The following is a 22,680-nucleotide window of genomic DNA, read 5'->3' on the forward strand; positions in this document are numbered from 1 at the left end:
TGTTAGGAATAAAGCCCGTGAAGGTCATCGCCAGTTCCCTACGCAAAGGCAATGTCGTCGAAAAGGACGGCAAGCTCTATGTGATCCTCTTTGCCGAAAACATCCATCCGGGCAAGGGCACGCCGGTGACCCAGCTCGATATGCGCCGCATCTCCGACGGGGTGAAAGTCTCGGAGCGCTACCGCACCACCGAGCAGGTCGAGCGCGCCTATGTCGAGGAGCGCGAGCATACCTTCCTCTACCACGACGCCGAAGGCTATCATTTCATGAATCCGGAAAGCTATGACCAGGTCGCGGTGCCGGAAAGCGTGGTCGGCGAGATGGCGCCCTATCTCAAGGAAGGCATGGCGGTGCAGATTTCGCAGTACAACGGCATCGCCATCTCGCTGGTGCTGCCGCAACGCGCCACCTTCGAGGTGGTCGACACCGAGCCGGTCACCAAGGGCCAGACGGCATCCTCGTCCTACAAGCCGGCGACGCTGTCCAACGGCGTGCGCACGCTGGTGCCGCCGCACATCACCGCCGGCACCCGCGTGGTGGTGATGACGGCTGATGGCGCCTATGTGGAGCGCGCCAAGGACTGAGAGGCAGGATCATTTTTGTCGTCGCTGAAGGTGTCGCGCGCGATGAATGCCAAGGCGCAACTCGCGCCGGTGCGCGATGCGTGCCGTCTCCTTTACTGAAACGGTGCAGACTCAGCCAAGGATAAAACCCGCCACCAGAACCGTAAGGATCATCGACAGCGGGACGGCAAGCAGGCAGCAGGCCTCCAACGTGTTGATTTGCCAAGGGTTCATCGGGCGCTTCCCAGTTGGTTTCCTATCTAAACGGGCAGACCGTGACGGCAGTTCCACGAAAAATCTCCACCGTCATTCCATGCCGTCTGTCGTGCCGATCGTCTCTTTGCCGGCCATCCAGCGGGCACGCGCCAGATGCGTCGCCCAAGCCCGGAATGCCCGTTCCGGCTCCTGCACCGGATCAATATGCAGGACGCTGCGGGCGACCTCGCGCCAATCGGCCCCGTCCGCCGAAGCATCGAGCAGCCGGATGTAAGTCAGCATGCAGTGCTCATCATACGCGGTCAGCGCCGAAGACGTCGGCGCCGTATCTGCGAAATGAGCGTTTTGCGGCATCTTTGGCATTGTGATCTACCAGCAATGGCGCAGCGTAACAGTCCGTCGGGAAACCCGCGCCCTTCAATTGGAGGACGCTGGCCAAAACGCATTGCCAAACGCCCCGTTTGCCCCTTCACCGCGGCCGCCGCATCAGCATCATGCCGTAATGCACCGCCAGCAAGTCCAGCCCGATTTTGAGCAGTTTCGACAGCACATCCCGCGGCTCGCCGGTCTGTTCGGCGAGGCTCTTCACCGTTTCGCCGGCGCAGCAGACTTTTTGCACCACGACCGACACCTCCCAATGCGCAAGCGCCCTGGTGGCGTCGGCATAGGCGCACCCGGCGGACAGGATACGGTCGGCAACGCCGCCGCCGATGCGTCCGCCGTCGACGCGCTCGGTCAGCGCCATCGGCTTGACCCCGTCCTGTGCCGAGACGCGAAAATCCTCGCGGTAGCGCATGCCCGCCTCGCGCTGCTGGCGCGACAGCGAGGTGATGCCGGTCAGCGGGTCGACGTTGCGCACGCGCACAATGCCGCCGGTCGCGGTGTGGCCGCTATTGGACACCTCATAGACGCGCCTCGCCTCCAGCGTGCCGGTCGCCAGCCGCTTGCGGCCGAAGGCATCGTCCTTCAGCGCGAAATCATGGCCGACCTGCTTGCGGATACGCACCTGCTCGGCCTCATCAGTGGGTAATTTGGGCGGTTTGGCCTTTTGGGCGGTCTTCTTGCTCATCTGTGGCTCCTCGTTTCATTGCTGTCTTCGCAGAACCTGGGCTCCTCCGCGCAGCGGGGGCGAGGAACCGGGCCGCCGTGCTTGGCGAGAAGACTCTCGACCGATGCCGCTCACGCTGCGTCCGCGAGAGCCGTACGGCGATGGTCGCAGAACCGCGCCGCGTGATAGGCGCAGTAGCTTTTCAGCGGCCGCGTGTGCAGGCCGCAGCACAGCATCGCCAGTGCCGGCCGGCTGCCGGGCGCGTCGTTTTCGGGATTTTGCTCGAGCGTCAGGTCGAGCGGTGCGCGGCAGCGGTTGAACAGGCAGTCGATGAAGCGCATGGCCGCGACATGCGGCTGGCGCCCGACGGCGGCAGCGGGGCGCGGCGACGGCAGCTTGAGGGCCTCGCCGTCGGGCCCTTGGATCTCGCGCACCAACGGGCGCTGCGGCAGCCAGACCGGCGGCGCCAGCCTGGCCGGCGTGCGGGCGATGCTTTGCAATTTTGTGTCGGTATAGGCGAGCATGATGTTCTTCCATCGAGATCGAAAGGGTTGCGTAGATGCCGAAGCTGCCGCCTCTCCCCGTTCACGGGGAGAGGATGCCGGCAGGCGGTGAGGGGCGGCGCGGCGTCGCCGATTACCTCTCCCAGGGGAAACCGCCCTGCCCGTGCGCCGGTCGAAGACGATGACCGTGCCGCCTCGGTGCGGATGCACGAAAGGCCCGCATTGCACGCGCCGAAATTCGGGGCCGGAGCCGTGAGGGGACGGCTCCGGCCGTTCCGGTCGCCGCCGCTGACGGCAGGGCGACCGGATCCGAGGCGCGACCCTCGGGCTTCGTCCCGGCCGGGGAGGAGGACAGCCGGGACGGATGGAAAAGCGAGATGGAGCGTGGCTTGTGCATGGCTATATATAAGCATAACTCAAAAAATTATGCAAGCCATTCTTTCATGGACGAAACCGATTCTTATGTTTCAGATGGCGCCATGGCGAAAACCTCATTGTCGATCAAGGTCGGGGCGGCGATCCGCAAGGCGCGCAAGCAGCGCGGCCTGGTGATGCGCCATATTGCCGAGCACAACGACACCGACGTCGCCGCTGTCGGCAATTGGGAAACCGGCCGCAACCTGCCGAAAACCGAGAACCTTTTGAAGACCGCCGCCTTCCTGCGCGTCGACCCGGTGGCGCTCGGCAAGGGCGAGGTCGTCTTCCTTGACGACGCCGACAATGTCGCCGACGCCGAGATCGTCACCGACGCCGCCCCCCTGCCCGCCGGCCCGATGGACATCGAGCTTCTGGGTGCCGCGGTCGGCGGCGACGACGGCGACTTCACCTTCAACGGCGAGGTCGCCGGCTATGTCCAGCGCCCGCCCGGCATCGCCCATCTGCGCAAGGTGTTCGCGCTGCACGTGCTCTCCGACTCGATGGTGCCGCGCTACGAGCCCGGCGAGATGCTCTATTGCGGCGGCCGCGACGCTGTGCCCGGCGACCACGTGGTGATCGAGATGTTTCCCGAGGAAAACGAGCGCAACGGCAAGGCCTTCATCAAAAAGCTGGTCAAGCGGACCGCCGCCGAGTTGGTCGTCGAGCAGTACAATCCGCCGAAGTCGCTGACCTTCAACCGCTACGCGATAAAACACGTCTGGCGGGTCATCCCGCTCAAGGAACTGCTGGGTTACTAGGGCGGCGGCGGCGGAGCGCTCCTTCTCCCCGCAACGGCATCGCCGGCAGGGGCAATAGGGATTCTTGCGAAGAGGACCCCCACCCTAACCCTCCCCACAAGGGGGAGGGAACGCTGCCGCGCGCCTTTACTTCCCTAGCACCGAGTCAGGCAATCTGCCGAGGTCAGCACCAACGGAAGTCTCCCTCCCCCTTGTGGGGAGGGGCTAGGGGTGGGGGTACATCGTAGAGCGAAAGCCTCAGCTTCCCATGCGATAACCCTGCCGGTCAAGAATCGCCGCCATCAAGCCCGCCTGGATCTCTCCAGCGGAACCTCGCGCTCGCCAAGCATCCGCGCCTCGGCGCGGCGCTGCTGCCGCTCGTCGATGAACGCCGCCTGGATCGAGACCGCCGCGCCCGGCAGGCCATCGGCGCGACAGGCCGAGCAGCGAAGCCGCCCCGACAGCGCCGCCAGCGGCGTCTGCGCGGTCACCCCGAATCGCCTCAGCTCGGCCGGCTTCCACCATCTGTTTCGACCGCAATCGATACACTCGACCGCGATCGAGACGACCTCGGCGATCGTTGCTTCCTTGCCCGGCAATGCCATCGTCCCTGATGCCTCAGTTCCTGTTTTGTTCACAACATTAGGGGTTTTTCCCGAAGAGTCGAGTCGGTTCCACTCAACCCATGCAAAAGTTTAACTTGTGCCATTTTTTGAGTTATGCTTACATGCGATATCCCAGATGAATGGGCGACGGGACCGGGTCTCCGTCGCGCCGCCGCCAGCCAAGGAGACGAAGATGGACGCCCTCTCCGCCCAGTTCGCCCGCGATTGCGGCTATACCGGCGACAGCCCGGCGATGCTCGCCGCCTTCGCCGCTATCCGCCGCGACGGCATAGGCCGGGCGCGCCTCGGCCATGGCCAGCGCAAGGCGCTGGTCGACCGGCTGAAGCTCGGCGAGGCCTTGTTCCTGGCGGCGATCCGCCCGGCGCAGTCGGCCGAGGAGGCGCTCGAGGACGCCGCCCGCTTCATTGCCTGTTATCGCAATATGCCGCGCTGGCGCCAGGAAAGGCGCGGCGCCGATCTCGCCCGCGCCAGGCAGCAGCTTCTGCTGGCGCGCTTCTTCCGCCGCTACGGCCACCGCCTCTGGGCACGGCAGGCGGCGTAAGCTGGAGGTTGAGGTACGTCGGCGCTTCCCCGCTGTCGGCACCTTCTCCCCGTATATAGTGACGGGCGAAGGGCTGGCCGCAGCGTCGGCTCCACTTCTGCAACGCCGGAGATTGGCGAAATCCTTTGCGACGGCGTCCTTCTCCCCGTCCCCTATACGGGGAGAAGTGCCCGGCAGGGCGATGAGGGGCAGCGCAGACCTGAAGCGATTGCCCTCCACCTGCCCTCCACGCTCCTTGACAATCCGCCCCATTTGTTCTCTTTATGTTCCACAAAAACCCCACCCTCAAGACAATGCGGCGTTCGAACCGCCGCGGGCGAACGGGCCGGATGGAAGCCAACATCCTCCACGCTGATCTGGACGCTTTCTATGCCTCGGTCGAACAGTTGCTAGACCCCGACCTGCGCGGCAAGCCGATCGCCGTCGGCGGCGGCGTCGTCTTGGCCGCGTCCTACGAGGCCAGGGCTTTTGGCGTGCGCGGCGGCATGCCGGGGCGGCGCGCGCGGGAACTCTGCCCCGGGCTGATTTTCGTCGGCGGCCATTTCAAGGATTATCAGCGGCTCGGCAATGCGGCTATTCAAGTGCTCGGCGATTTCACGCCGGTGGTCGAGCGGATTTCCATCGACGAGGCCTTTGCCGACGTCGCTGGCTGCACCCATCTGTTCGGCCCGCCTGCCGAGATCGCCACAACCATCCGCCGCCGCGTGCGGGCGGAGCTCGGGCTACCGATCTCGGTCGGCGTGGCGCGCACCAAGCACCTGGCCAAGATCGCCTCGCAGGTGGCCAAGCCCGACGGGCTGGTGGTGGTCGATCCGCGCCACGAGCTGGAGTTTCTTCACGATCTGCCGGTCGAACTGATGTGGGGCGTCGGTCCGGTCACCAGGGAGCGGCTGGTCGGCATTGGTGTGCGCACCATCGGCGAGCTGGCGAAGTTTAACGCCCAATCGCTGGAGCGCCTGCTCGGGCCGGCGGCGGGCGAAAAGCTCAACGCGCTGGCCTGGAACCGCGATCCACGAAAACTCGAAACGCAGCGCCGGGCGCGATCGGCCGGCGCGCAATCGGCGCTCGGCAGGAAGCCGGCCGAGGCAAAAATCTTCATGCCCACCCTGCTGCATCTGGCCGACAGGGTCGCCACCAGGCTGCGGGCGAAATCGCGGCCCGGCCGCACGGTGACGGTCCGCGTCCGCTTTGCCGATCTGCGCTCGGTGACGCGTTCGGTCACGCTCGACCAGCCGATTTCGGCAACCGCGATGCTGGCCGAGATTGCCGAGGCGCTGGTGCGCAAGGTGCTTGTCGATCATCCGCACGAAAAGACCATCTCGCTGCTGGCGATCGCCGTGTCGCATCTGGAGAAGCAACCTGCCCTGCAGCTGGAACTGCCGCTCGGCCTCGACGACGACCGCCGCCGCCCCGGCACCAGGAAAGGCGCGGCACGCTGGACCGCCGACCGCGCCATCGACAAGATCCGCGACCGTTTTGGCTGGGAGGCGGTCGGCTACGCATCGGTCGCGCTCGGGCAGTCGCGATCGGTTCCCGACGCGTTTCGCGAGCTGGCCGAGAAGGAATTGTAAGTAAGGGAAGGCAGTAGGCAACAGGGGAGTAGGGGAATGGCCCCTGGAATGGCTTCCTCACCACTGCCCACTGCCCACTGCCTACTGCCGACTGCCCTACTCGCTTCCCAGCGGCGCCACCGCCGGTCCGTTCAAGGCCGTGCCATCGATTGCAAAATGCGAGCCGTGGCAGGGGCAGTCCCAGCAGCGCTCGAGCGAGTTCCAGTGGACGTGGCAGCCGACATGCGTGCATGCGGCCGAGCGCTTGTAGAGCGTGCCGTCGTCATCGCGAAATGCGGCGATCTTGCTGAGCCCTTCGCGGACGATGGCACCTTCTCCCGGTCGCAGCTTATCGACGGAATCGATCTCGCCAGGCGCGATATATTCGGCAAAACTCTTGATCGCCGTCGCATTCTCCGACAGGTAATCGCCGATCGCGCCTGCCGTCTTGCGCGACGGCTCGTAGAGTTCGCGCCAGGGACTTTCCTCCTTCAGAATCAGGTCTGAAATCAACAGGCCGGCGACAACGCCATGGGTAATGCCCTGGCCGGAATCCCCGGTCGCCACAAAGACGCGGCTGTCGCCAGGATTGCGGCCGATGAACCCCGCATAATCGACGGTCTCCATCACCTGCCCGGACCACCGGTTGATTTCCACGCCGACATCGGGCACCAGCCTTTTGGTCCAGGCCGTCAGGGCCGCGAAACGGTCACCGGCATCATCGGCCTGTCCTGTCTTGTGGTCTTCACCTCCGACGATCAGGAAGTCGGTCCGACCGTCGCCAGGCTGAAGCCGAACGTAGTGATAAGGGTCTTCAGTATCCCAATACAGCGCATCCGGTGTGGTATCGCGCGCGATCTCGAACGACATCGCGTAGGTTCGATAGGGCGCTTGCTTGGTGTGAAGCGCGACCCGATCGTTGATCGGCGAGTTGGTGGCGACAACGGCCGATCTGGCAGACACGGTAAAGCCCGAAACCGTGGTTACACGCACGCCGCCATCAGTCTCCTCGACCTTTTCGACGATAGTATCAGCATAAAGCACGCCGCCGTGCGCGCGGATGGCCGCGGCCAGCCCGCGGAGATATTTGAGCGGGTGGAAGGTCGCCTGATTGGCGTATCGAAGGGCCTGCACATCCGAAAAGCCTGCAAATGGCACGCCCCTGGTCTTCTCGACCTCGACACCGATCTTCAGAGCGGCGTCCAGTTCGCGCGTGATATCGGATTCCTGGCTGCCGGAAGCCGGAAAGAGAAAGCCATCAAGGCGCCGGAAATCGCAAGCGATACGCTCGGTCTCCCGGATGGATTGGATACGGTCGATAGCGGCCGATTGGCTTTGGTAAAAAATCCGCGCCAGGTCCTCGCCGCGCAATTTGGTCAGCTCCGAAAAATAGTCGTCGCAGACAGATGACAGGTGCGCAGTGGTGCGAGCCGTCATGCCGCTTCCGATCCGGCCGCGATCGAGGACAGCCACCTTTTGCCCGGCGACGGCCAGTTCGTAGGCGACCGAAAGTCCGGCAATCCCAGACCCGACGACCACGACATCGACCTGTTCGCTTTGCCCGAGCGGCACCGCATCGGGCACGACTTCGGTCGCCGCCCAGAGCGATACAGTCCTTTCATCGCTGACATTCATCGGCGGAGCCTCCCATCCACGATATTCGGTAACGGATGCGAGGATTCAAAGTTCCTCGACGCCTTTGAATGCCGACAGAGGCAGCTTGGCATCAGACCAAAAGCGTTGCGCTGCCCCAAGCGATCAGGGCGATGCCAGCTGCCCGGCCAACCCACTGGCCGGCAGGAAACGCCTTTTCAACCAGCACCAGAATGGCGAGCGCGGCAATCCACACCAGGTTCATGATGCCACCCACGAACAACAGCGCCATCAGCATCCAGCAGCATCCGACACAAAACGCTCGGTGCAATGCGCCCAGACGCAGCGCGCCAAGGGCGTGGGGACGCCAGTGGCGGGCAAGGAACGCCGTCGGTGCCCGGCAATGCGACAGGCAGGCGTTCTTGAAGGGCGAGAGCTGATAGATCCCCGCGCCGATCAGGACGATGGCTGAAAGCCAGCGGCTTTGCGAACTCATCATCGTCGCGGAAACGAAGGCTTCGCGTTCGAGCAGCCAATGCAACGCGGTTGCGGCGACGGAGAACCCCAGCCAGACCAGGAGGTAGCCTGCCATGAACACGCCGGTCGGCGCGAGCTTGTCCTGGATCTGACCCTGTGCCAGCGCATGGCGATGCACGCGCGCATAGAGCAGGATGGTCGGCGCCGCACTCGGCGACATCATGGCGATCATCATGACCCACCACATGGCGATCATCAGCGCCCAGTTCGCGGCCCCCCAGACCCGCGATTCCGTCGCCATCGCGCTCATGTCCATGCCGGACATATCCATGCCAGACATGTCCATGCCGGGCATGTCAGAGGTCATATCGGATGTCATGTTCGGAGTTTGCAGGTGGGGGAATAACGCGAGCCTCGACATCTCCCACGCATTCATGCCAATCCCTGCGCCGGCGGCGATGTAAAGCCAGGCCAGCAGGCACAGCGCCACCACGCCCGCAATCGTGATGACGCGGTCGCGTCTGAGCAGCCGTTCCAGTGGCGACCCGCCGTTCATGCGCCGCGTCAGGCCCGCACCACCCCGTGATTGTTGAGATGCAGCCGCGCGAACTGGCCGTAACTGTCCTTGGTGGTCACCTGAACCGGCCCGCTGGTTGTGCTCGAAGCGCTGCCGATCTCGGCGACCGCATATTCGAAGCCGTTCGGCAACACGATCTGGGCGCGCGAGTCCGCGCCCGTCACCTTGTTGCGGATCGGTTCGCCGACCGTTTCGATGTAGTCCTTGACGAAGATGCGGCCCCTGCGGCCGTCGACATCGAGGTCGAGATCGATCCTGGTGAAGACCGGCTCGTTCATTTTTGTCACGGTCGAGGCGTAGACGGCGAACATCGTCGCGAACGGGTCGGTGTCCTGGCCGGTCATGATGCGCAGCAGCGCGTTACGCTGCCGCTCGGTTGCCTTCTCGTCGACGAAAGCGATGGCTTCGCCGTTGCCCTCGTGGATCGCCCCGGGCCATTTGAAGATCGCGGCGATGCGCAGGCCGTCGAGAACGGTCTCGCCATGATGACCTTCATCGATCTGGATGCCGGCCACGGCATGGCAATGGCCCTTGTCGGGCAGCGCATTGAATTGACAGTTGCAGCCATATTCGCAGGTGCAATTGACAAGTTCGCGTCCCTTGATTTCCCAAGACGTCATACTGTCCTCCCTCATCTCGAAATATTAGACCATCATCATACACCTGGACTCTTCCCTCTCAAAGGCGCACCCTCAAAAAGGCGAAACCCAAGCGAGAGTTTCGTCCAAGGCTTCACATGTTTGAGATGCGCCGCTGATTGTTGACCTGTCCGGATAATCTCCGGGTGGGGCAAACGTTCATTGCGCCTATCCGTGTTCAGGCTGCGGCCTAAGGCACCTGCAGCCTGTTTCCGGATCAACTGGGAGGAAACAACATGCCTGATCTTCAACGCAGAGAACTTCTTGTTCAGGGAAGTGCTGCCCTCGCCGCAATTGCTGCTCTCTATACCTCGCGTCGGGCTTACGCTTTTCCAACACGGCCGAGCGAGGAGGTTGTTCGGTGGCTGGACCAGCCGACCGAAAATCCCGATCCGGTCGGGATCCAGAAGCAGCTTGTCTGGGAGGATCTGGATAGCTGGATAACGCCGAACGACAAGTTCTTCAGCATCTCGCATTTCAATCGACCAACGATCGACGAGAAGACGTGGTCGATGGAGATCGGCGGCCTGGTCAAGAAGCCCTTGAAACTGACTCTCGCCGACATCAAGGCGCGGCCGCGCCAGGAGGTCGTTTTCACAGTAGAATGCTCGGGCAACCACGGTTTTCCGTTTTTCACCGGCGGCATCGGCAATGCCCGCTGGGCAGGGACGCCGCTCGCCCCGATCCTCGAGGAAGCCGGCGTTCTGGAAGATGGCATCGAGGTGGTCTTTTTCGGCACTGACACCGGCGAGGTCGCCATCCGCGACGTCAAGATGCAGCAGAACTTCGCGCGCAGCATGTCGCTTGCCGAAGCGACGAACCCAGACAATCTGCTCTGCTATGAAATGAACGGAGCCGCCTTGCCGGCGGCCAATGGTTTTCCGCTGCGGCTGATTGCTCCGGGCTGGTACGGCATCGCCAACGTCAAGTGGCTGGAGCGCATCGAGGTGCGCGACACCCGCTTCATGAGCCTTCTGATGGCGCGTGACTATGTCACCATCCGGGAGGAAGAGCGCAATGGTGAGACCGTGTGGACCGAGGACTCAGTCGGACGAGCGCTGATCAAGTCCGCGCCCGCGAAGGTCACCCGCAAGGATTCGGACTACCGCATCATTGGGGCAGCCTGGGGGGCACCGATCGATCGGGTCGAAGTGCAAATCGATCAAGCGCCATGGGCACCGGCGACCATCGACCGCAGCGAGGAGGCCGAACACGCCTGGAAGATCTGGTCCCTGGATTGGCCAAATCCGTCGCCTGGAGAACACACGGTGACCTCGCGCGCGGTCAGCACCACGGGACAGGTTCAACCGGCAATGGACGATCCCGTGATTGCCAAGAAACACACATACTGGGAAAGCAATGGCCAGGTGACGCGCCGCGTGCGTGTCGCTTGATAGACTTTGCGGGAAGGTGAAGCAGGCAGCGCCTGATCGCAGACTGGTCGCCAGCGTCAGTCCCTGGATGCCGTGATGACGAGCGCCGGCATGTCGAAAGCGACGGCGCCGGCTGCTGTCACGTAAGGCATAAGTGCCCGCTCGGCCTCCTCCAGGAGCCGCTTGAACTGCTCGTTGTCCAAAAGCCCGCCCAACGTCCAGATGCAGGCTCTTTCAGTCGAGATCAGCGACTCGATCGAGGCAAAACGGACCGTTCCGCGGTGCCGCTTCACCTCGGCACGCTCTATGCCTGCCTTCGCGCAGAGCGAGCGCAGTAACTCCGCATCGCCGAGTACGAAGGGCGCGCGGAACGCGTTCGCAACGTCGGCTCCAAACAGCCGTTCAAGCATATCCGCCACTGCGGCATAGCCGGGCGACTGGTCGAGCGGTCCGCAGACCGCGACGGCGAGCCGGCCGCCGGACTTAAGCACGCGCATCATTTCCCGCAGTCCGGCTGCTCGATCGTCGAAGAACATCAGGCCGAACTGGCTGACCGCGGCGTCGAAGCTTTCATCCGGGAAAGGGATCTGCTCGGCGCGCCCTTCTCGCCAATCGATGCGAGTGCTTTTGCGGCGGGCAACGCAAAGCATATCGGGATTGGGATCAAGCCCGACCACCTTGCCCTCCGCGCCAACGCGGTCGAGGGCCGCGAGCGCCAGCACACCCGTACCGCAGGCAATGTCGATGACGCAGTCGCCCCTCCCTATTCGAGCCTCGGCGGCGACGATAGGCCCCCATTGTCGGAACAGCGCTGGAACGAACAGTGAGTCGTAGATTTCAGCCGGAGTTTTCGATGTCTTGCCCCGGCGGGTCTGGGCCGCCGCTTGCTCCAATCCCGGCGTTGCACCTTCAAGGAACACTGCGTTGGATCGGGTTCCGGCGACGCGTAGCGCCTTCAGCGGCTCGTATTCGGGCGATGAATACCAGCGCCGGGCATGCTCGCCGTCGGCAAATTCGACGATGACCGGATAGACCGGCTGCCAGTCTCCTTCGACAAGGTCGGATTTCCCGCCCAGCACCAGATAGCGCCCTCCATACTGTTCAACCGTTGCAAAGACCCCTGCCAGATACTGCTCGACCTTGGCCTGGTCGGTGATTTCACGCACGTCGAAGAAGCAATAGGTAGACATGGCCGACCTCCGTTGATCGCATGGACTCCACGGGATGCGCGGTGGATATACTGTTCGGCGCATAGTAGACTTGGCCATGGGCACGCTCCATGACCCAGCGTCTCAATCGCTTGCTGCAGCGTCCGTTCTGGCGCGATCGCCTGGGCGGCCACCGGAAGAGATCGTTGCCGACGCCGCACCTTCGGCCGCGCCGGACAAGGATGTGCTTTCGGATGTGCTGCGCGTGGTAAAGCTCACCGGCGCGCTTTTCTTCTGGGTCGATGCCTCTTCGCCCTGGAGCGTGGAAGTGCCGCGGGCGGGTTCATTTGCGCATCTTATCCTGCCGCGCGCCCAACATGTGATTTCCTACCACATCATCACCCAAGGATCGGGCTCGGTCAGCATCGGTGACGATCCGCCGATGGAGTTTGCCGAAGGCGACATACTTGTGATCCCGCATGAGGATTCGTACGCGATGTGCAGTGCGCCCGGAGTGCGATCAGGTTTGAGCCCGGAAGATTCGCTCGATTTCTTTCGCGCCATGGCGGCCGGACAACTGCCCTTCGTGATCAACGAAGGTGGCGACGGCCTCCTCCTGACCAGATATGTCTGCGGTTTCCTTGGCTGCGATGCACGGCCGTTCAATCCTCTGCTCGGGGCCCTGCCTCCGCTGATACGCATCCGGCGCGCGGCCGGCGCACCGAGCGATCTGCTCGACCGGCTGATCGAGCTAACGCTGGCAGAGGTGTCCGTTCAACGGCCAGGCGCTGAATGCATCCGCCTGCGCCTCAGCGAGTTGATGTTCGTTGAGGTCGTTCGCCGCTATCTTGAGGCACTGCCGCCGGAGCAGACCGGCTGGCTGGCCGGCTTGCGCGACCCCGCCGTCGGCCGGGCTGTTGCGCTTGTCCACGAGAATCCGGCGCGTGGCTGGACAATTGAAGAACTCGCACGCGAAACCGGCGTCTCGCGGTCCGTCCTCGCGGCCCGCTTCACGCGTCTCGTCGGCTGCCCACCGATGCAGTATCTCACGCGATGGCGCGTGCAACTGGCCGCACGACTGCTCACTGATGGGCTGGCCAAAGTCTCGGCGGTCGGGCGTGATGTCGGCTACGAGTCCGAAGCGGCCTTCAGCCGGAGCTTCAAGAAGCTCGCGGGCGTCTCGCCGGCTGGCTGGCGCGACGGCCGGCGCGGATAGCGGGCGGCCGGAGGCCGACCCTCCCCCTACCCCTCCATCGTGCTGATCTCGGCATCGATCAGGCACCAGGGCGCATAACGAAAATCGCGGATCTGGACGACCCGCTCCTCCCGCCATTCGACCAGCATGAAGCCGCGCACCGCGCCGTCCGGCTCCTGCGGGTTGCGGATCAGGATCGCCGGCCGGCCGTCGACAAAACCCAGCGACAGCGCCCAGTCGCTGATGCGCTCGTAATTGCCGAAATAGGTCGACACTTCAGCCTTGCCGCGCATGCGGAGCCGGCTGACCAATTCGAGCTGGACATCCTCGGCGATCAGCGCCCTGACCGCGTGGAAATCGCGCGCGTTGAACAGATCGACATAGCGGCGCAGCCGTCGCTCGTCATCGGCGTCGAGCTTGGGTGCGACGACGTGCTCAGGCTGCGACGCCAGCAGGCGCAGCTGCGCCCGCCCGCGATGCAGCGCCGCCTTGGTGGCGGCCAGCGTCGCGCCGGTCACCTCGCAGGTCTCATGCAGCGAAAGGCCGAGCACGTCGACCAGGATCACGGCGCTGCGCTGCGCCACCGAGAGCTGCATGAAGCTGCGCAGGCCGGCCGCCGCGGCGAGCCTTGAGTCGGCGCTGCCGGAAGGATCCTCGATCGTGGTCATGTCGGTCTCGGTCATGCGCGACCTTTCCCGATGGCGCCGGCGCAGATGGTCCTGCGCGGCATTATGGGCGATACGAAACAGCCATTGCTCGGGCCGCTCGACGGTCATGCTGCCGTCGACCGCCTGCAGCGCCTTGATCAGCGTCTCCTGCACGATGTCTTCGCCGTCGATCACCGAGCCGGCCATGCGGGCGCAGTAGCGGTGCAGTTTTGGGCGGAACCCGGAGAGCATCGCCTCAAGCGCAGGCCGATCGAATTTCGGTTGGATCATGGCGTCCATTCTATCCGGCCTTGCTCTCCTCAAGCACACGGTAGTTGCCGATGATTTTGGCAGGCGACCGCTTGACCGGCGTCGAGCGCCGTTCCGCATGGTTTTGCGTGAACGCCTCGAAGGCCGCAAGCCCGGTCAGCGCGGATGTGTCATTTCCCTCGCCGACGACATGGACGAACTCGCCGTCGTCGAGTTCGAGCACGAGATAGCGCACGCTCTGCGGCGCCGTTTCATCCAGCGTCTCGAACACTTTTGCCACCAGCGCGCGGTTCTCTTCCAGCCCGGTGTCTTTCACGCTGTAGCGAATGAGTTTGTAGCCCATGGTTCGTCTCCTGAATGGTTGGTCTGAGCAGAAGACGTTTCGCGTTCCCGAAAAGATTCTCGCACGCTATAAATTTTTTCGGCCGCCCGGATCGACTTCCACCTGCGGACGGCTAGGCAGCAGCCATCGAGGAGCAGGGAGCGACGACCATGCACATCCAGTTTGCCGAACTGCCGGTATTCGACCAGGACCGCGCCAAGGCGTTCTACACCAGGCATTTCGCCTGCAAGGTGACGGCCGACGAGAAGATGGGCGATAGCGGCTGGCGCTGGATCGAGCTGAAATTTCCCGACGCCGTGACGAACCTGCATTTCGTGAGGCGCGCCGACGACACGCCAGGCGCGGAGCCGGTGCTGGTGCTGGTCGACAACGATGTCGAGGCGACGATCGCGGCGTTGAAGGCGGGCGGCGTCGAGATCATCAGCGAACCGCAGGAGGCGCCCTGGCAGCCAGGCCGCACGGTGGCGGAATTTCGCGACAGCGAGGGCAACCGCATGGTGATCGGCAGCCAATAAGCGGGTGCAGCCGGAGAGCGGCCACTTAAGCAGCCCCGGCTTTGTGCGCCAAAGCATGCCTCGGCTGGTAAAGGCCAAGCGAGCCGCCACTGGGAAGCGAGACATGCGTGAGCAGGCCCCAGCCTTCATCGGTGACCGAAGTGCATTCAACATCGTGCGATTTCAGCTCTTGGATCGTGGCATTGATGTCTTCGCACATGAGATAGACCTCGTGGCTGTCGACTTCGGCGGCCGGGTGAACGGCAATCTCGGCCGGCGGCAATGCGAAGATCAACCAGCCTTCGCCAGCATCGACTGCTGGAAAACGTAGGACATTGCGAAAAAATGCGCGGTCTGCCTCGGCATCCGTGCTGTAGATGATCATGTGTGCGCCGGAAATCATGGCTCCTTATCTCCCTGAAAGTGATGCGAACAAACAAGCTATTGCCGTTGCAAACGACGTTTCCGCCGTCGACACAGCCGCTCGATATCGGCAAGCTTCAGTTGGATATAGGTCGGCCGGCCGTGATTGCAGGTGCCGGAAACCGGCATTGCTTCAAAGACCGACGCCTGCCAGACCTCACGCTATCAGCGGAAGAAGCTGGAGATGCTGTTGGCGCAGCTGCCGCCATTACCCGGCCATCGGCTTTGGGTCGACCTGGCGCGCGTTTTGGCTCTGGTCGGCGACCGGGGCGGCTGGGGCATCGATCCGGCTCAGAATGTGATCCGAGATGCCGCGTGCGATCTCCCGCTCGCCCATGATGATCAGGTCGGCGCCGAACTTCTTCAGGTAATCCACTTCGGCATCGGAATGCGCACGGGCGATGATCTCGAGCCTTGGATTGATGGCATGGGCTTGCTCGATGAGATTGCCGCTCTCGAACGGATTGGGAATGGCGCTGATCAACCACCGGGCTGAGGCAACGTTGGCCGCCTCAAGCAGGCCCGGCTGGGCGGCATTTCCCGCAATGACATCAACGCCGCGGGCACGCAGCTGTTCTATTATCACTTGCCGTTCCTCGATCACCAGGTACGGCTGCCTTGCCTTATGCAACGTCTCCGCGACCAGGCTTCCGACCCGTCCATGGCCGACAAGCACCGCGTGGTCTGTCAGGCTGGTAGCCGCGAGTTCGGGCGGTTCGGCTTTGCCTTCTTGCGTGGCAATGGTTCGCTCTCGTGCTTTCAGCCACGGCGTCAGCCGATCCAACGCCACAAACAGCAGCGGGTTGACGAGGATCGAAAGGATGGCTCCGGCAAGCACCAGGTCACGTCCCGCCTCTGGAAGAAGCGCGAGGTCGACACCCAGTCCCGCCAGGATGAAGGAGAACTCGCCGATTTGCGCCAGGCTCAGGCCGAGTGTCAGGGCCACGTGGGACGGATAGCCGAACATCAATGCGATGGCCGATGCGGCCGTGGCATTGCCGATGACGATGATCAAAAATGTCACGCCGACGAGCAGCGGCTGCTCGACCAGGATCATCGGGTTGAACAGCATGCCGACCGAGACGAAGAAAAGCACGGCAAATGCGTCGCGCAGCGGCAGTGTTTCCTGAGCGGCCCTTTGGCTCAACTGGGATTCGGCAAGGATCATTCCTGCGAAAAACGCGCCAAGAGCAAACGAGACGCCGAACAGCTCGGCTGCCCCGAAAGCGACACCAAGGGCGATCGCCAGCACGGCCAAACGGAAAAGCTCTCGCGAGCCAGTGTGAGCAACGTAGTGAAGGATCGGCGGAATGACACGTCGCCCGACGACAACCATGATGGCGAAGAAAGCCGCCAATTTGCCCAGCGTCAGCCCGAGCGCGCTCCAGATGGTCTGCGGCTCAAACAATGTGAACAGGTCATTGCCGTTAAGGTTTGCCCCGTCGAAATTGCCACCGAGCACGCCTGCGAAGGCCGGCAACAGCACGAGCGCGAGGATCATGGCGAGGTCCTCTACGACCAGCCAGCCGACTGCGATGCGTCCGCCATCGGTTTCGAGCTGCCGCATTTCCTGCAGCGCCCGTAGGACCACGACTGTGCTTGCAACCGACAGGGCCAGCCCAAACACCACTCCGGCTCCGATCGGCCAGCCGATCGCCTGCGTCACGAGGAGCCCGAGCATGGTCACCAGAGCCATTTGACCGATAGCGCCGGGAATCGCGATCTTTCTTGCCGACAGCAGATCGTTCAGCGAAAAATGCAGCCCTATGCCAAACATCAGCAGGATCACGCCGAGCTCGGCGAGTTGGCGCGCCAGCGCCTGGTCGGCAACGAAGCCGGGCGTGAACGGGCCAATCAAGACACCAGCCACGAGGTAGCCGACCAATGGTGACAGGCGAAGTCGGTTCGCCAACGTGCCGAGGATGAAGGCGAGCCCGAGACCGGCGACAAGGGTTGCGATAAGTGGCGCCTGAGGCATCTTCCCAATCCGGTTTCCGGCCACGTTTGGCGCTCGGGTCAAGCGTTGCACGAGCAAGAAATAGTGGACCCGGGATAATGGACTAAGACGCGGCGGTCTCAACACCTTTCGCGCAGCAGATCCCGCCAATGGCGAACTGGAGTTCTGCAACGGTTGGACAAGTGCTTGCGTCGTCCGCAAGATACCGGCGAACGGCACAGAGGTTGGAGGCGTCACGTCGCGGCTTGGGTGCCGTTCACCTGATGCGCCGTGGCTGCGGAATCCTCAAACCTGTCGCGCAGTATTTCCGCCGCTTGGCTTTCCCAATACTACTCTGCCTCATCCCCGGAAGCGGCATTGAGTGGCCGTTGCGCAGCCCCGAAGACGACGCCCATCGGCAGGAAGCCCATGAACGCCAGCCAGTCGCCTCCCGCCGAGAGCAGTTTGATCTGCTCGCCGACCGCCAGATAGATCGTTCGTTGCAACTCGACAAGAATTTGGAACATCAGCTGAGGATAACAAAAGCGAGTCGGTCGGAGCGACCGTTAGTGGCCGTCGTGCTCGCCGTGGCCATGTCCGTGGCGGTGATCGGCATCCGCGTTCGCCAATCTTATATTCGCCGCCGCAAGCGCCGGCATGTGCTCGAACAACTCGTGTTCCAGAGCTGCGGTGATCTTCTGCGCTTCGCTGACCGGCAGGCTTTCTTCGACGGCGATGGCAATGTCGGCGTGCAGCCTGTGACCGATCCACCGCGCCTTGGCATCGACAATGCGCGCCTGCGGCACATGCGCGGCGGCATGGTCGATGTCGCCGATGACTTCAGGATCTATACCATCGAGCATGCGGGTCAGCACCGAGCGCGCCGACTGCCAGACGATGCCGAAGATGGCAAGCGTGATGAGCAGGCCGACAATCGGGTCAGCCAGCGCAAAACCGAGCCAGACGCCGAACGCTCCGAGGACCACGGCAAGGCTGGTCAGGCCGTCGGTGCGGGCGTGGTAGCCGTCGGCAATCAGTGCGGCGCTGTTGATTTCGCGGCCGACGCGGATGCGGAACACCGCGACGGCCTCATTGCCGAGAAAGCCGACAATGCCCGCCGCCGCCAGCCAGCCCAGATGCGTCACCACGCGTGGATTGATCAAACGGTCGATGGCCTGGTAACCGGCGACGATGGCGCTGAACAGGATGATCCCGACGATGATCATGCCGGCCAGGTCCTCGACCCGGCCCAGGCCGTAGGTGAAGGTCGGCGACGGCTTGCGCCGGGCCAGCAGGAAGGCGATCCACAGCGGAATGGCGGTGGTGGCGTCACCGATGTTGTGGACCGTGTCGGCCAGCAGCGCCACGCTGCCCGACAGCGCGACCACGACCATCTGCATCGCCGCGGTGATTGCCAGGATGACGAACGACCATTTTATCGCCCATATGCCGCGGTCGGTCGTGGCAATGGTCGCATCGATGACCCCGTGGCTATGCGACCCGCTCACATGATCGTGATGGCCATGACCATGCGCGGCGTGATCGCGCGGCCCGAACCCGAACCAGTCGAGGATGCGCGCGCCGAGCACAGGCATTTCACAAATATTTCGCCAGTTGCTTGAGTTCCGCCAGCGAGTTGCCGCCGGCTTCCGCGGTGTCCGTCAGGCAATGCTCGATATGATCGTGGATCAGTTCGCGCTTTGCACTGCTGATGGCGCTCTCCACGGCGTGGAGCTGCTGCGCCAGGTCAACGCAAGGACGATGCGCCTCGAACATCGACAGCACCGCCGCAAGATGGCCTTGCGCGCGCTTCAGACGCTTCACGATAGCCGGATGCGAACGATGGATGCCTTCGGACATGCCTGTTTTGTATCCTCCCCGGGAGGATCCAGTCAAATCTTCTTTTGAGCTCACTTTGCCGGCGAGTCCGTCACAAATCGAAGAATGACGGCCAGCCACCTCCTGCGGGTAACCCGCCGGTGGCGGCGGCCCGTATTATTTCGTGACCATGTTGCGCCGGAACCTTCCCCTCGCACCAGCGTTCGGGGCGCTGTATTCGCGATGCCTTGTTTTTGGGCAAGCATGATAGGCGACGGGCGAATAGCGGTGGGGAGGCAAAAAGCATGGGTCGGGGAGGAGCATGTTGTCATGTCGAACCGTGAAATTGGAACGTCCCACACATTGGGGCTGCGCATCGCTGATCTCAAAGCCAGGATGCGGAGCGCCCGGATTACCGAGCACGAGATCAAGATTTTTCAGAAGGTAGCCGCTGTCATGGGAGCAGGTGAAGGCTCCCTGCGGATCGATGCCGACGACCTGATTGCCGCATCTTTCGTTGTCGAGGACGAGCCCAGGGCAAACTGACGATCGTGGCGTCCCCGGCGATCAGCGTCGGGGCGCGTGCGAGGCTCGAAATGTTGGCGCTCTACGGCGCCCCCCTCTGTCCTGCCAACTTTGCCATGATGTCCGGAGGCGACCTGTCGCAACGGAGGGCCGCAGCTCACACGTCCGGATACTCCTATCGAGAAATCCAGATATCCACCCCGGCGGCTTTCTGTTAGCAAATATTCACCTCAGGTGGCGGGAAAGACCTGACTTGCCGGAACGATCACGCAAAACCATGGCGCCACGGCCGAACGCCGGCCGGCCCAACCCAGGCGTCAGTTCCCCCAGCGTCAGCCTTTGTCGTGCCCTGTCAAAACTTGGGCTGTGCTCGCGCAAGCAGGCGGAAATTCTGGTCGCCGAAGGGCGCGTCCGGGTCGCCGGCAAAATCGTGCGCAACGGCTCGCTGCGCGTCGATCCCGGCCGCGATCGGATCGAGGTCGACGGCAGCCGCGTCGTCGCCGAGCGCAAGGTCTATCTGATGATCAACAAGCCGCGCGGCCTGGTCACCACCCGCGACGACCCGCAGGACCGCGGCACCGTCTACGACTGCCTGGCAGAACTCGACCTGCCCTTCGTGTCGCCGGTCGGCCGCCTCGACAAGGCCAGCGAAGGTCTGCTCTTGATGACCAACGACACCCGCTTCGCCCAGCGCCTGCTCGACCCCGCTTCGCACGTCGCCAAGATCTATCATGTGCAGATCGGCGCCCTGCCCGACGCGGCCCTGCTGGCGCGGTTGCGCGCCGGTGCCACGGTCGATGGCGAAGATTTGACGGCGCGGTCGATCGACATCCTGCGCAGCGGCGCCAGCACCGCCTGGCTGGAAGTCACCCTCGACGAGGGCCGCAACCGCCACATCCGCCGGCTGCTCGGCGCGCACGATGTCGAGGTGCTTCGCCTGGTGCGGGTGGCGATCGGCCGCTTGCGGCTCGGCGACCTCGCCAAGGGCAAGGCCCGCCACCTCACGGCCGAAGAACTGGCGCTGTTTGCGGCCTGAGCGAAGGCGCCGAAGCGCGCTCCCTTCTCCCCTTGTGGGAGAAGGTGGATTGGCGCGTAGCGCCAAGACGGTTGAGGGGTGCTGGAAGGATCGCCGTCGGCGCCAAGCTGGAACACCCCCCATCCGACCTCGCTTCGCGAGGCCACCTTCTCCCACAAGGAGAAGGGAAAGGGACGCGCGCCCCGCTACTCGGCCGGGACCGGGCTGAGGCCGGGATCGCCCAGCGCGTGCGGCCTGGATTCCTTGCGTGCCGACGCCCGGGCGAGCACGCTCTGCCGGTTGACCGATTTGCGCTCGGCATCGATGCGCTGGATCAGGATTTCCGCGCGCTCGATCGACCCGAGCAGCGCCAGGATCGTGCCGCGTTCGGCGGCGCCGGCATTGGGTCCGAGCGCCAGCGTGCGGGCACGCAGTTCCTCGACCTCCGGCAGATTGACATGGCCGGCCGGCACCTTCGGGTCGGAGATGCCGTAAGTCGGCAAAATCTGCCGCAGCGAGGCATCGAGCTTGCTCAGCGCAACGTCGACGATGGCCTGCGCCGGACTGCTGAATTTTTCGCGCCGCACGCGGCGCGCCACCTGATGCATCGATTCCGTCAGGGCGGCGGTGAAGTCGGCTTCCTCGATGAGGCTGGCGATCAGGTCGAGCTGGTCGTAGGGCAAATCCTCCTTCATCAGTTCGGCGGTGTAGGCGCGGATGTCGCGGCTGAGGATATCGGTTGCGAGATAGTGCTCGCCGGGATCCGACGGCGCCTTCTTCGACGAACGGGCGATGTCGAGGAACATGGCGCCGGCTTGCAGATGACGGGCCGTCTCCTGCTGGACGGCGGGAACGGCCTTGGCAAAATCGCCGGCCAGCTTGCGGTCGAGGAATCGCGGCGTCGAGAAATCTTCCGTGTCCTCGGCATCCGTGTGACCGACACGCGACAGAACCCGCTCGAACACCCCGATGAACGGAAACAGCAACAGCGTGTTGAAGACGTTGAAGAAGGTCGAGTAAAGACCGACCGCGACCGGCACCAGGGGAAAGGTCTCCTTGCCGTCGACGATCACCGGAATGGCGGGATCGCCGCCGAAGAACTGCATCGCCCATTCCAGGACCTGCATGGAGACGAAGAACAGCGGGATGGTGATGCACACGCCGATGATGTTGAACGAGATATGCGCGTAAGCGGTGCGCTTGGCGTTTTTCGAGAGATTGAGCGAAGCCATCCACGAGGTGATCGTGGTGCCGAGATCGGCGCCGAGCGAGAAGGCGACGGCTGTCGTCCAGTCGAGAATGCCGGCGGCGCCAAGGCCCATGACGATGCCGATCGTCGCCGAGGACGAATGGATCATGGCGGTCACGCCGGCGGCGATGAACACGCATTTGAGCAGGTTGAGGTAGGAGTCGGCCGTCAGCGTTTGCAGCAGGGCCATGACTTCGGGCAGGTTGCGCAACGGGCGCAGGCCGCCGGTCATCAGGTTGAGGCCATAAAAGATCAGCGCGAAGCCCATGCCGGCAAGCGCTATGTTCTTGACCTTCTCGCTTTTGGCAAAGCAGTAAATCAGCGAGAACACGCCGGCCAGGATCAGCCCGAGCGGACCGAGCGGCAGGGCGATGAGCCCGTTGCCGAGCGTGGTGCCGATATTGGCGCCCATGATCACGCTGATCGCCGGTCGAAGGGCAATGACGCCGGCATTGACCAGCCCGACGACCATGACGCTCATCGCCGTCGACGACTGGATGACGCCGGTGATCAGCGTTCCTGCCAGCACGCCCTTGATCGGCGTTCCGGCGGCCTTGGCGAGAAAGGCGCGCATCCGGTTGACCGACAGCGCCTGGATGCCGTTGGCCATGAAGTCGAGGCCGAGCATGAAGATGCCCAACCCGCCGATCACCGGCACGAGGATGTCCTTGAAGATATCGATGTCCATGTCACGCAGTCCCCAACAAGCCGCCATCACGGCGCGATATGAATTTCAGTTCAGGTGCTGCGCGAAGCAG

At 63.5% G+C, this 22,680-nt stretch carries 25 protein-coding genes; 9 read left to right on the forward strand and 16 right to left on the reverse strand.

The genetic code is table 11. The features are described from left to right. The first annotated feature begins 17 nt into the window (after positions 1-17). Positions 18-584 (forward strand): elongation factor P, encoded by a 567-nt coding sequence (gene efp, locus AC0L2V_RS24210; protein WP_091598816.1) that lies wholly within the window; start codon positions 18-20, stop codon positions 582-584. A 285-nt stretch (positions 585-869) separates the two neighbouring features. Here the strand turns inward: efp and AC0L2V_RS24215 are convergent, their stop codons facing one another. The 3 genes from AC0L2V_RS24215 to AC0L2V_RS24225 form a co-directional block, all read right to left on the reverse strand. After that, on the reverse strand, positions 870-1,142 hold the full coding sequence (locus tag AC0L2V_RS24215) for a DUF2285 domain-containing protein (RefSeq protein WP_473521401.1): 273 nt from the start codon (positions 1,140-1,142) through the stop codon (positions 870-872). Positions 1,143-1,248: 106 nt separating this feature from the next. Beyond that, the gene (locus AC0L2V_RS24220) at positions 1,249-1,848 is read right to left on the reverse strand and encodes a DUF6456 domain-containing protein (protein WP_473521402.1); all 600 of its coding nucleotides are present in this window, start codon (positions 1,846-1,848) and stop codon (positions 1,249-1,251) included. A gap of 110 nt (positions 1,849-1,958) precedes the next feature. Next, positions 1,959-2,351, reverse strand: coding sequence for a hypothetical protein (locus AC0L2V_RS24225; protein WP_473521403.1), 393 nt, complete (start codon positions 2,349-2,351; stop codon positions 1,959-1,961). A gap of 458 nt (positions 2,352-2,809) precedes the next feature. Between AC0L2V_RS24225 and AC0L2V_RS24230 the strand changes: the two genes are divergently transcribed. Beyond that, positions 2,810-3,505, forward strand: coding sequence for an XRE family transcriptional regulator (locus tag AC0L2V_RS24230; RefSeq protein ID WP_023799071.1), 696 nt, complete (start codon positions 2,810-2,812; stop codon positions 3,503-3,505). Between the two features lie 281 nt (positions 3,506-3,786). Here the strand turns inward: AC0L2V_RS24230 and AC0L2V_RS24235 are convergent, their stop codons facing one another. Continuing rightward, positions 3,787-4,089: a hypothetical protein gene (locus tag AC0L2V_RS24235; RefSeq protein WP_023799072.1), complete on the reverse strand. Its 303-nt coding sequence runs from the start codon at positions 4,087-4,089 to the stop codon at positions 3,787-3,789. Positions 4,090-4,282: 193 nt separating this feature from the next. Here AC0L2V_RS24235 and AC0L2V_RS24240 point away from each other — a divergent pair, with 193 nt between their 5' ends. Together AC0L2V_RS24240 and dinB are read left to right on the forward strand one after the other, a co-directional pair. Continuing rightward, positions 4,283-4,651 carry a hypothetical protein gene (locus AC0L2V_RS24240; protein WP_473521404.1) on the forward strand — a complete coding sequence of 123 codons (369 nt, stop codon included), beginning with the start codon at positions 4,283-4,285 and terminating at the stop codon, positions 4,649-4,651. 329 nt (positions 4,652-4,980) lie between these two features. Beyond that, positions 4,981-6,222: a DNA polymerase IV gene (gene dinB / locus AC0L2V_RS24245; protein WP_473521405.1), complete on the forward strand. Its 1,242-nt coding sequence runs from the start codon at positions 4,981-4,983 to the stop codon at positions 6,220-6,222. Between the two features lie 96 nt (positions 6,223-6,318). On the opposite strand, the gene AC0L2V_RS24250 is transcribed toward dinB, so the two are convergent. The 3 genes from AC0L2V_RS24250 to AC0L2V_RS24260 form a co-directional block, all read right to left on the reverse strand. Further along, positions 6,319-7,836: an FAD-dependent oxidoreductase gene (locus AC0L2V_RS24250; protein WP_473521406.1), complete on the reverse strand. Its 1,518-nt coding sequence runs from the start codon at positions 7,834-7,836 to the stop codon at positions 6,319-6,321. A 91-nt stretch (positions 7,837-7,927) separates the two neighbouring features. Further along, positions 7,928-8,827, reverse strand: a complete 900-nt coding sequence (locus tag AC0L2V_RS24255) for a DUF2182 domain-containing protein (protein ID WP_473521407.1) — start codon at positions 8,825-8,827, stop codon at positions 7,928-7,930. A gap of 8 nt (positions 8,828-8,835) precedes the next feature. Next, positions 8,836-9,468, reverse strand: coding sequence for a DUF1326 domain-containing protein (locus AC0L2V_RS24260; RefSeq protein WP_473510584.1), 633 nt, complete (start codon positions 9,466-9,468; stop codon positions 8,836-8,838). A gap of 254 nt (positions 9,469-9,722) precedes the next feature. On the opposite strand from AC0L2V_RS24260, the gene AC0L2V_RS24265 reads away from it, so the two are divergent. Then, positions 9,723-10,880, forward strand: coding sequence for a sulfite oxidase (locus AC0L2V_RS24265; protein ID WP_473521408.1), 1,158 nt, complete (start codon positions 9,723-9,725; stop codon positions 10,878-10,880). A gap of 56 nt (positions 10,881-10,936) precedes the next feature. On the opposite strand, the gene AC0L2V_RS24270 is transcribed toward AC0L2V_RS24265, so the two are convergent. Then, positions 10,937-12,049, reverse strand: coding sequence for a DUF1330 domain-containing protein (locus AC0L2V_RS24270; protein ID WP_473521409.1), 1,113 nt, complete (start codon positions 12,047-12,049; stop codon positions 10,937-10,939). Between the two features lie 76 nt (positions 12,050-12,125). On the opposite strand from AC0L2V_RS24270, the gene AC0L2V_RS24275 reads away from it, so the two are divergent. Beyond that, positions 12,126-13,223 carry an AraC family transcriptional regulator gene (locus AC0L2V_RS24275; protein ID WP_473521410.1) on the forward strand — a complete coding sequence of 366 codons (1,098 nt, stop codon included), beginning with the start codon at positions 12,126-12,128 and terminating at the stop codon, positions 13,221-13,223. 26 nt (positions 13,224-13,249) lie between these two features. Here AC0L2V_RS24275 and AC0L2V_RS24280 read toward each other — a convergent pair whose 3' ends face one another. Next, entirely contained in the window at positions 13,250-14,140 is an 891-nt protein-coding gene (locus AC0L2V_RS24280; RefSeq protein ID WP_473521411.1) for a sigma-70 family RNA polymerase sigma factor, read from the reverse strand. Between the two features lie 10 nt (positions 14,141-14,150). Beyond that, a complete protein-coding gene (locus AC0L2V_RS24285; protein WP_023799082.1) occupies positions 14,151-14,462 on the reverse strand; it encodes a hypothetical protein in 312 nt (103 codons plus the stop codon). A 149-nt stretch (positions 14,463-14,611) separates the two neighbouring features. Between AC0L2V_RS24285 and AC0L2V_RS24290 the strand changes: the two genes are divergently transcribed. Further along, entirely contained in the window at positions 14,612-14,977 is a 366-nt protein-coding gene (locus AC0L2V_RS24290) for a VOC family protein (RefSeq protein WP_473521412.1), read from the forward strand. Positions 14,978-15,002: 25 nt separating this feature from the next. Here AC0L2V_RS24290 and AC0L2V_RS24295 read toward each other — a convergent pair whose 3' ends face one another. The 5 genes from AC0L2V_RS24295 to AC0L2V_RS24315 form a co-directional block, all read right to left on the reverse strand. Beyond that, complete coding sequence (locus AC0L2V_RS24295; RefSeq protein ID WP_023799084.1) at positions 15,003-15,359, reverse strand: VOC family protein; 357 nt, start codon at positions 15,357-15,359, stop codon at positions 15,003-15,005. 228 nt (positions 15,360-15,587) lie between these two features. Then, entirely contained in the window at positions 15,588-17,357 is a 1,770-nt protein-coding gene (locus AC0L2V_RS24300; protein WP_473521413.1) for a cation:proton antiporter domain-containing protein, read from the reverse strand. 308 nt (positions 17,358-17,665) lie between these two features. Beyond that, entirely contained in the window at positions 17,666-17,842 is a 177-nt protein-coding gene (locus tag AC0L2V_RS24305) for a hypothetical protein (protein WP_473521414.1), read from the reverse strand. A 39-nt stretch (positions 17,843-17,881) separates the two neighbouring features. Continuing rightward, entirely contained in the window at positions 17,882-18,910 is a 1,029-nt protein-coding gene (locus AC0L2V_RS24310; protein ID WP_473521415.1) for a cation diffusion facilitator family transporter, read from the reverse strand. Position 18,911: 1 nt separating this feature from the next. Continuing rightward, complete coding sequence (locus AC0L2V_RS24315) at positions 18,912-19,175, reverse strand: metal-sensing transcriptional repressor (protein ID WP_027154260.1); 264 nt, start codon at positions 19,173-19,175, stop codon at positions 18,912-18,914. 288 nt (positions 19,176-19,463) lie between these two features. Here AC0L2V_RS24315 and AC0L2V_RS24320 point away from each other — a divergent pair, with 288 nt between their 5' ends. Next, positions 19,464-19,679, forward strand: coding sequence for a hypothetical protein (locus AC0L2V_RS24320; RefSeq protein ID WP_287222894.1), 216 nt, complete (start codon positions 19,464-19,466; stop codon positions 19,677-19,679). Positions 19,680-19,935: 256 nt separating this feature from the next. After that, on the forward strand, positions 19,936-20,694 hold the full coding sequence (locus AC0L2V_RS24325; RefSeq protein ID WP_473521451.1) for a pseudouridine synthase: 759 nt from the start codon (positions 19,936-19,938) through the stop codon (positions 20,692-20,694). 185 nt (positions 20,695-20,879) lie between these two features. Here the strand turns inward: AC0L2V_RS24325 and AC0L2V_RS24330 are convergent, their stop codons facing one another. After that, entirely contained in the window at positions 20,880-22,610 is a 1,731-nt protein-coding gene (locus AC0L2V_RS24330) for a Na/Pi cotransporter family protein (RefSeq protein WP_473521416.1), read from the reverse strand. Between the last annotated feature and the right edge of the window lie 70 nt (positions 22,611-22,680).

The organism is Mesorhizobium sp. WSM4814, assembly GCF_055811595.1.

Coding starts and splice junctions, on each gene's coding strand:
- AC0L2V_RS24235 (WP_023799072.1), bottom strand. CDS start 4,089: ATGGCATTGCCGGGCAAGGAAGCAACGATCGCCGAGGTCGTCTCGATC.
- AC0L2V_RS24250 (WP_473521406.1), bottom strand. CDS start 7,836: ATGAATGTCAGCGATGAAAGGACTGTATCGCTCTGGGCGGCGACCGAA.
- AC0L2V_RS24275 (WP_473521410.1), top strand. CDS start 12,126: ATGGGCACGCTCCATGACCCAGCGTCTCAATCGCTTGCTGCAGCGTCC.
- dinB (WP_473521405.1), top strand. CDS start 4,981: ATGGAAGCCAACATCCTCCACGCTGATCTGGACGCTTTCTATGCCTCG.
- AC0L2V_RS24315 (WP_027154260.1), bottom strand. CDS start 19,175: ATGTCCGAAGGCATCCATCGTTCGCATCCGGCTATCGTGAAGCGTCTG.
- AC0L2V_RS24300 (WP_473521413.1), bottom strand. CDS start 17,357: ATGCCTCAGGCGCCACTTATCGCAACCCTTGTCGCCGGTCTCGGGCTC.
- AC0L2V_RS24330 (WP_473521416.1), bottom strand. CDS start 22,610: ATGGACATCGATATCTTCAAGGACATCCTCGTGCCGGTGATCGGCGGG.
- AC0L2V_RS24230 (WP_023799071.1), top strand. CDS start 2,810: ATGGCGAAAACCTCATTGTCGATCAAGGTCGGGGCGGCGATCCGCAAG.
- AC0L2V_RS24225 (WP_473521403.1), bottom strand. CDS start 2,351: ATGCTCGCCTATACCGACACAAAATTGCAAAGCATCGCCCGCACGCCG.
- AC0L2V_RS24215 (WP_473521401.1), bottom strand. CDS start 1,142: ATGCCAAAGATGCCGCAAAACGCTCATTTCGCAGATACGGCGCCGACG.
- AC0L2V_RS24290 (WP_473521412.1), top strand. CDS start 14,612: ATGCACATCCAGTTTGCCGAACTGCCGGTATTCGACCAGGACCGCGCC.
- AC0L2V_RS24295 (WP_023799084.1), bottom strand. CDS start 15,359: ATGATTTCCGGCGCACACATGATCATCTACAGCACGGATGCCGAGGCA.
- AC0L2V_RS24280 (WP_473521411.1), bottom strand. CDS start 14,140: ATGATCCAACCGAAATTCGATCGGCCTGCGCTTGAGGCGATGCTCTCC.
- AC0L2V_RS24305 (WP_473521414.1), bottom strand. CDS start 17,842: ATGTTCCAAATTCTTGTCGAGTTGCAACGAACGATCTATCTGGCGGTC.
- AC0L2V_RS24255 (WP_473521407.1), bottom strand. CDS start 8,827: ATGAACGGCGGGTCGCCACTGGAACGGCTGCTCAGACGCGACCGCGTC.
- AC0L2V_RS24310 (WP_473521415.1), bottom strand. CDS start 18,910: ATGCCTGTGCTCGGCGCGCGCATCCTCGACTGGTTCGGGTTCGGGCCG.
- AC0L2V_RS24265 (WP_473521408.1), top strand. CDS start 9,723: ATGCCTGATCTTCAACGCAGAGAACTTCTTGTTCAGGGAAGTGCTGCC.
- AC0L2V_RS24325 (WP_473521451.1), top strand. CDS start 19,936: ATGGCGCCACGGCCGAACGCCGGCCGGCCCAACCCAGGCGTCAGTTCC.
- AC0L2V_RS24240 (WP_473521404.1), top strand. CDS start 4,283: ATGGACGCCCTCTCCGCCCAGTTCGCCCGCGATTGCGGCTATACCGGC.
- AC0L2V_RS24220 (WP_473521402.1), bottom strand. CDS start 1,848: ATGAGCAAGAAGACCGCCCAAAAGGCCAAACCGCCCAAATTACCCACT.
- AC0L2V_RS24320 (WP_287222894.1), top strand. CDS start 19,464: ATGTCGAACCGTGAAATTGGAACGTCCCACACATTGGGGCTGCGCATC.
- AC0L2V_RS24260 (WP_473510584.1), bottom strand. CDS start 9,468: ATGACGTCTTGGGAAATCAAGGGACGCGAACTTGTCAATTGCACCTGC.
- AC0L2V_RS24285 (WP_023799082.1), bottom strand. CDS start 14,462: ATGGGCTACAAACTCATTCGCTACAGCGTGAAAGACACCGGGCTGGAA.
- AC0L2V_RS24270 (WP_473521409.1), bottom strand. CDS start 12,049: ATGTCTACCTATTGCTTCTTCGACGTGCGTGAAATCACCGACCAGGCC.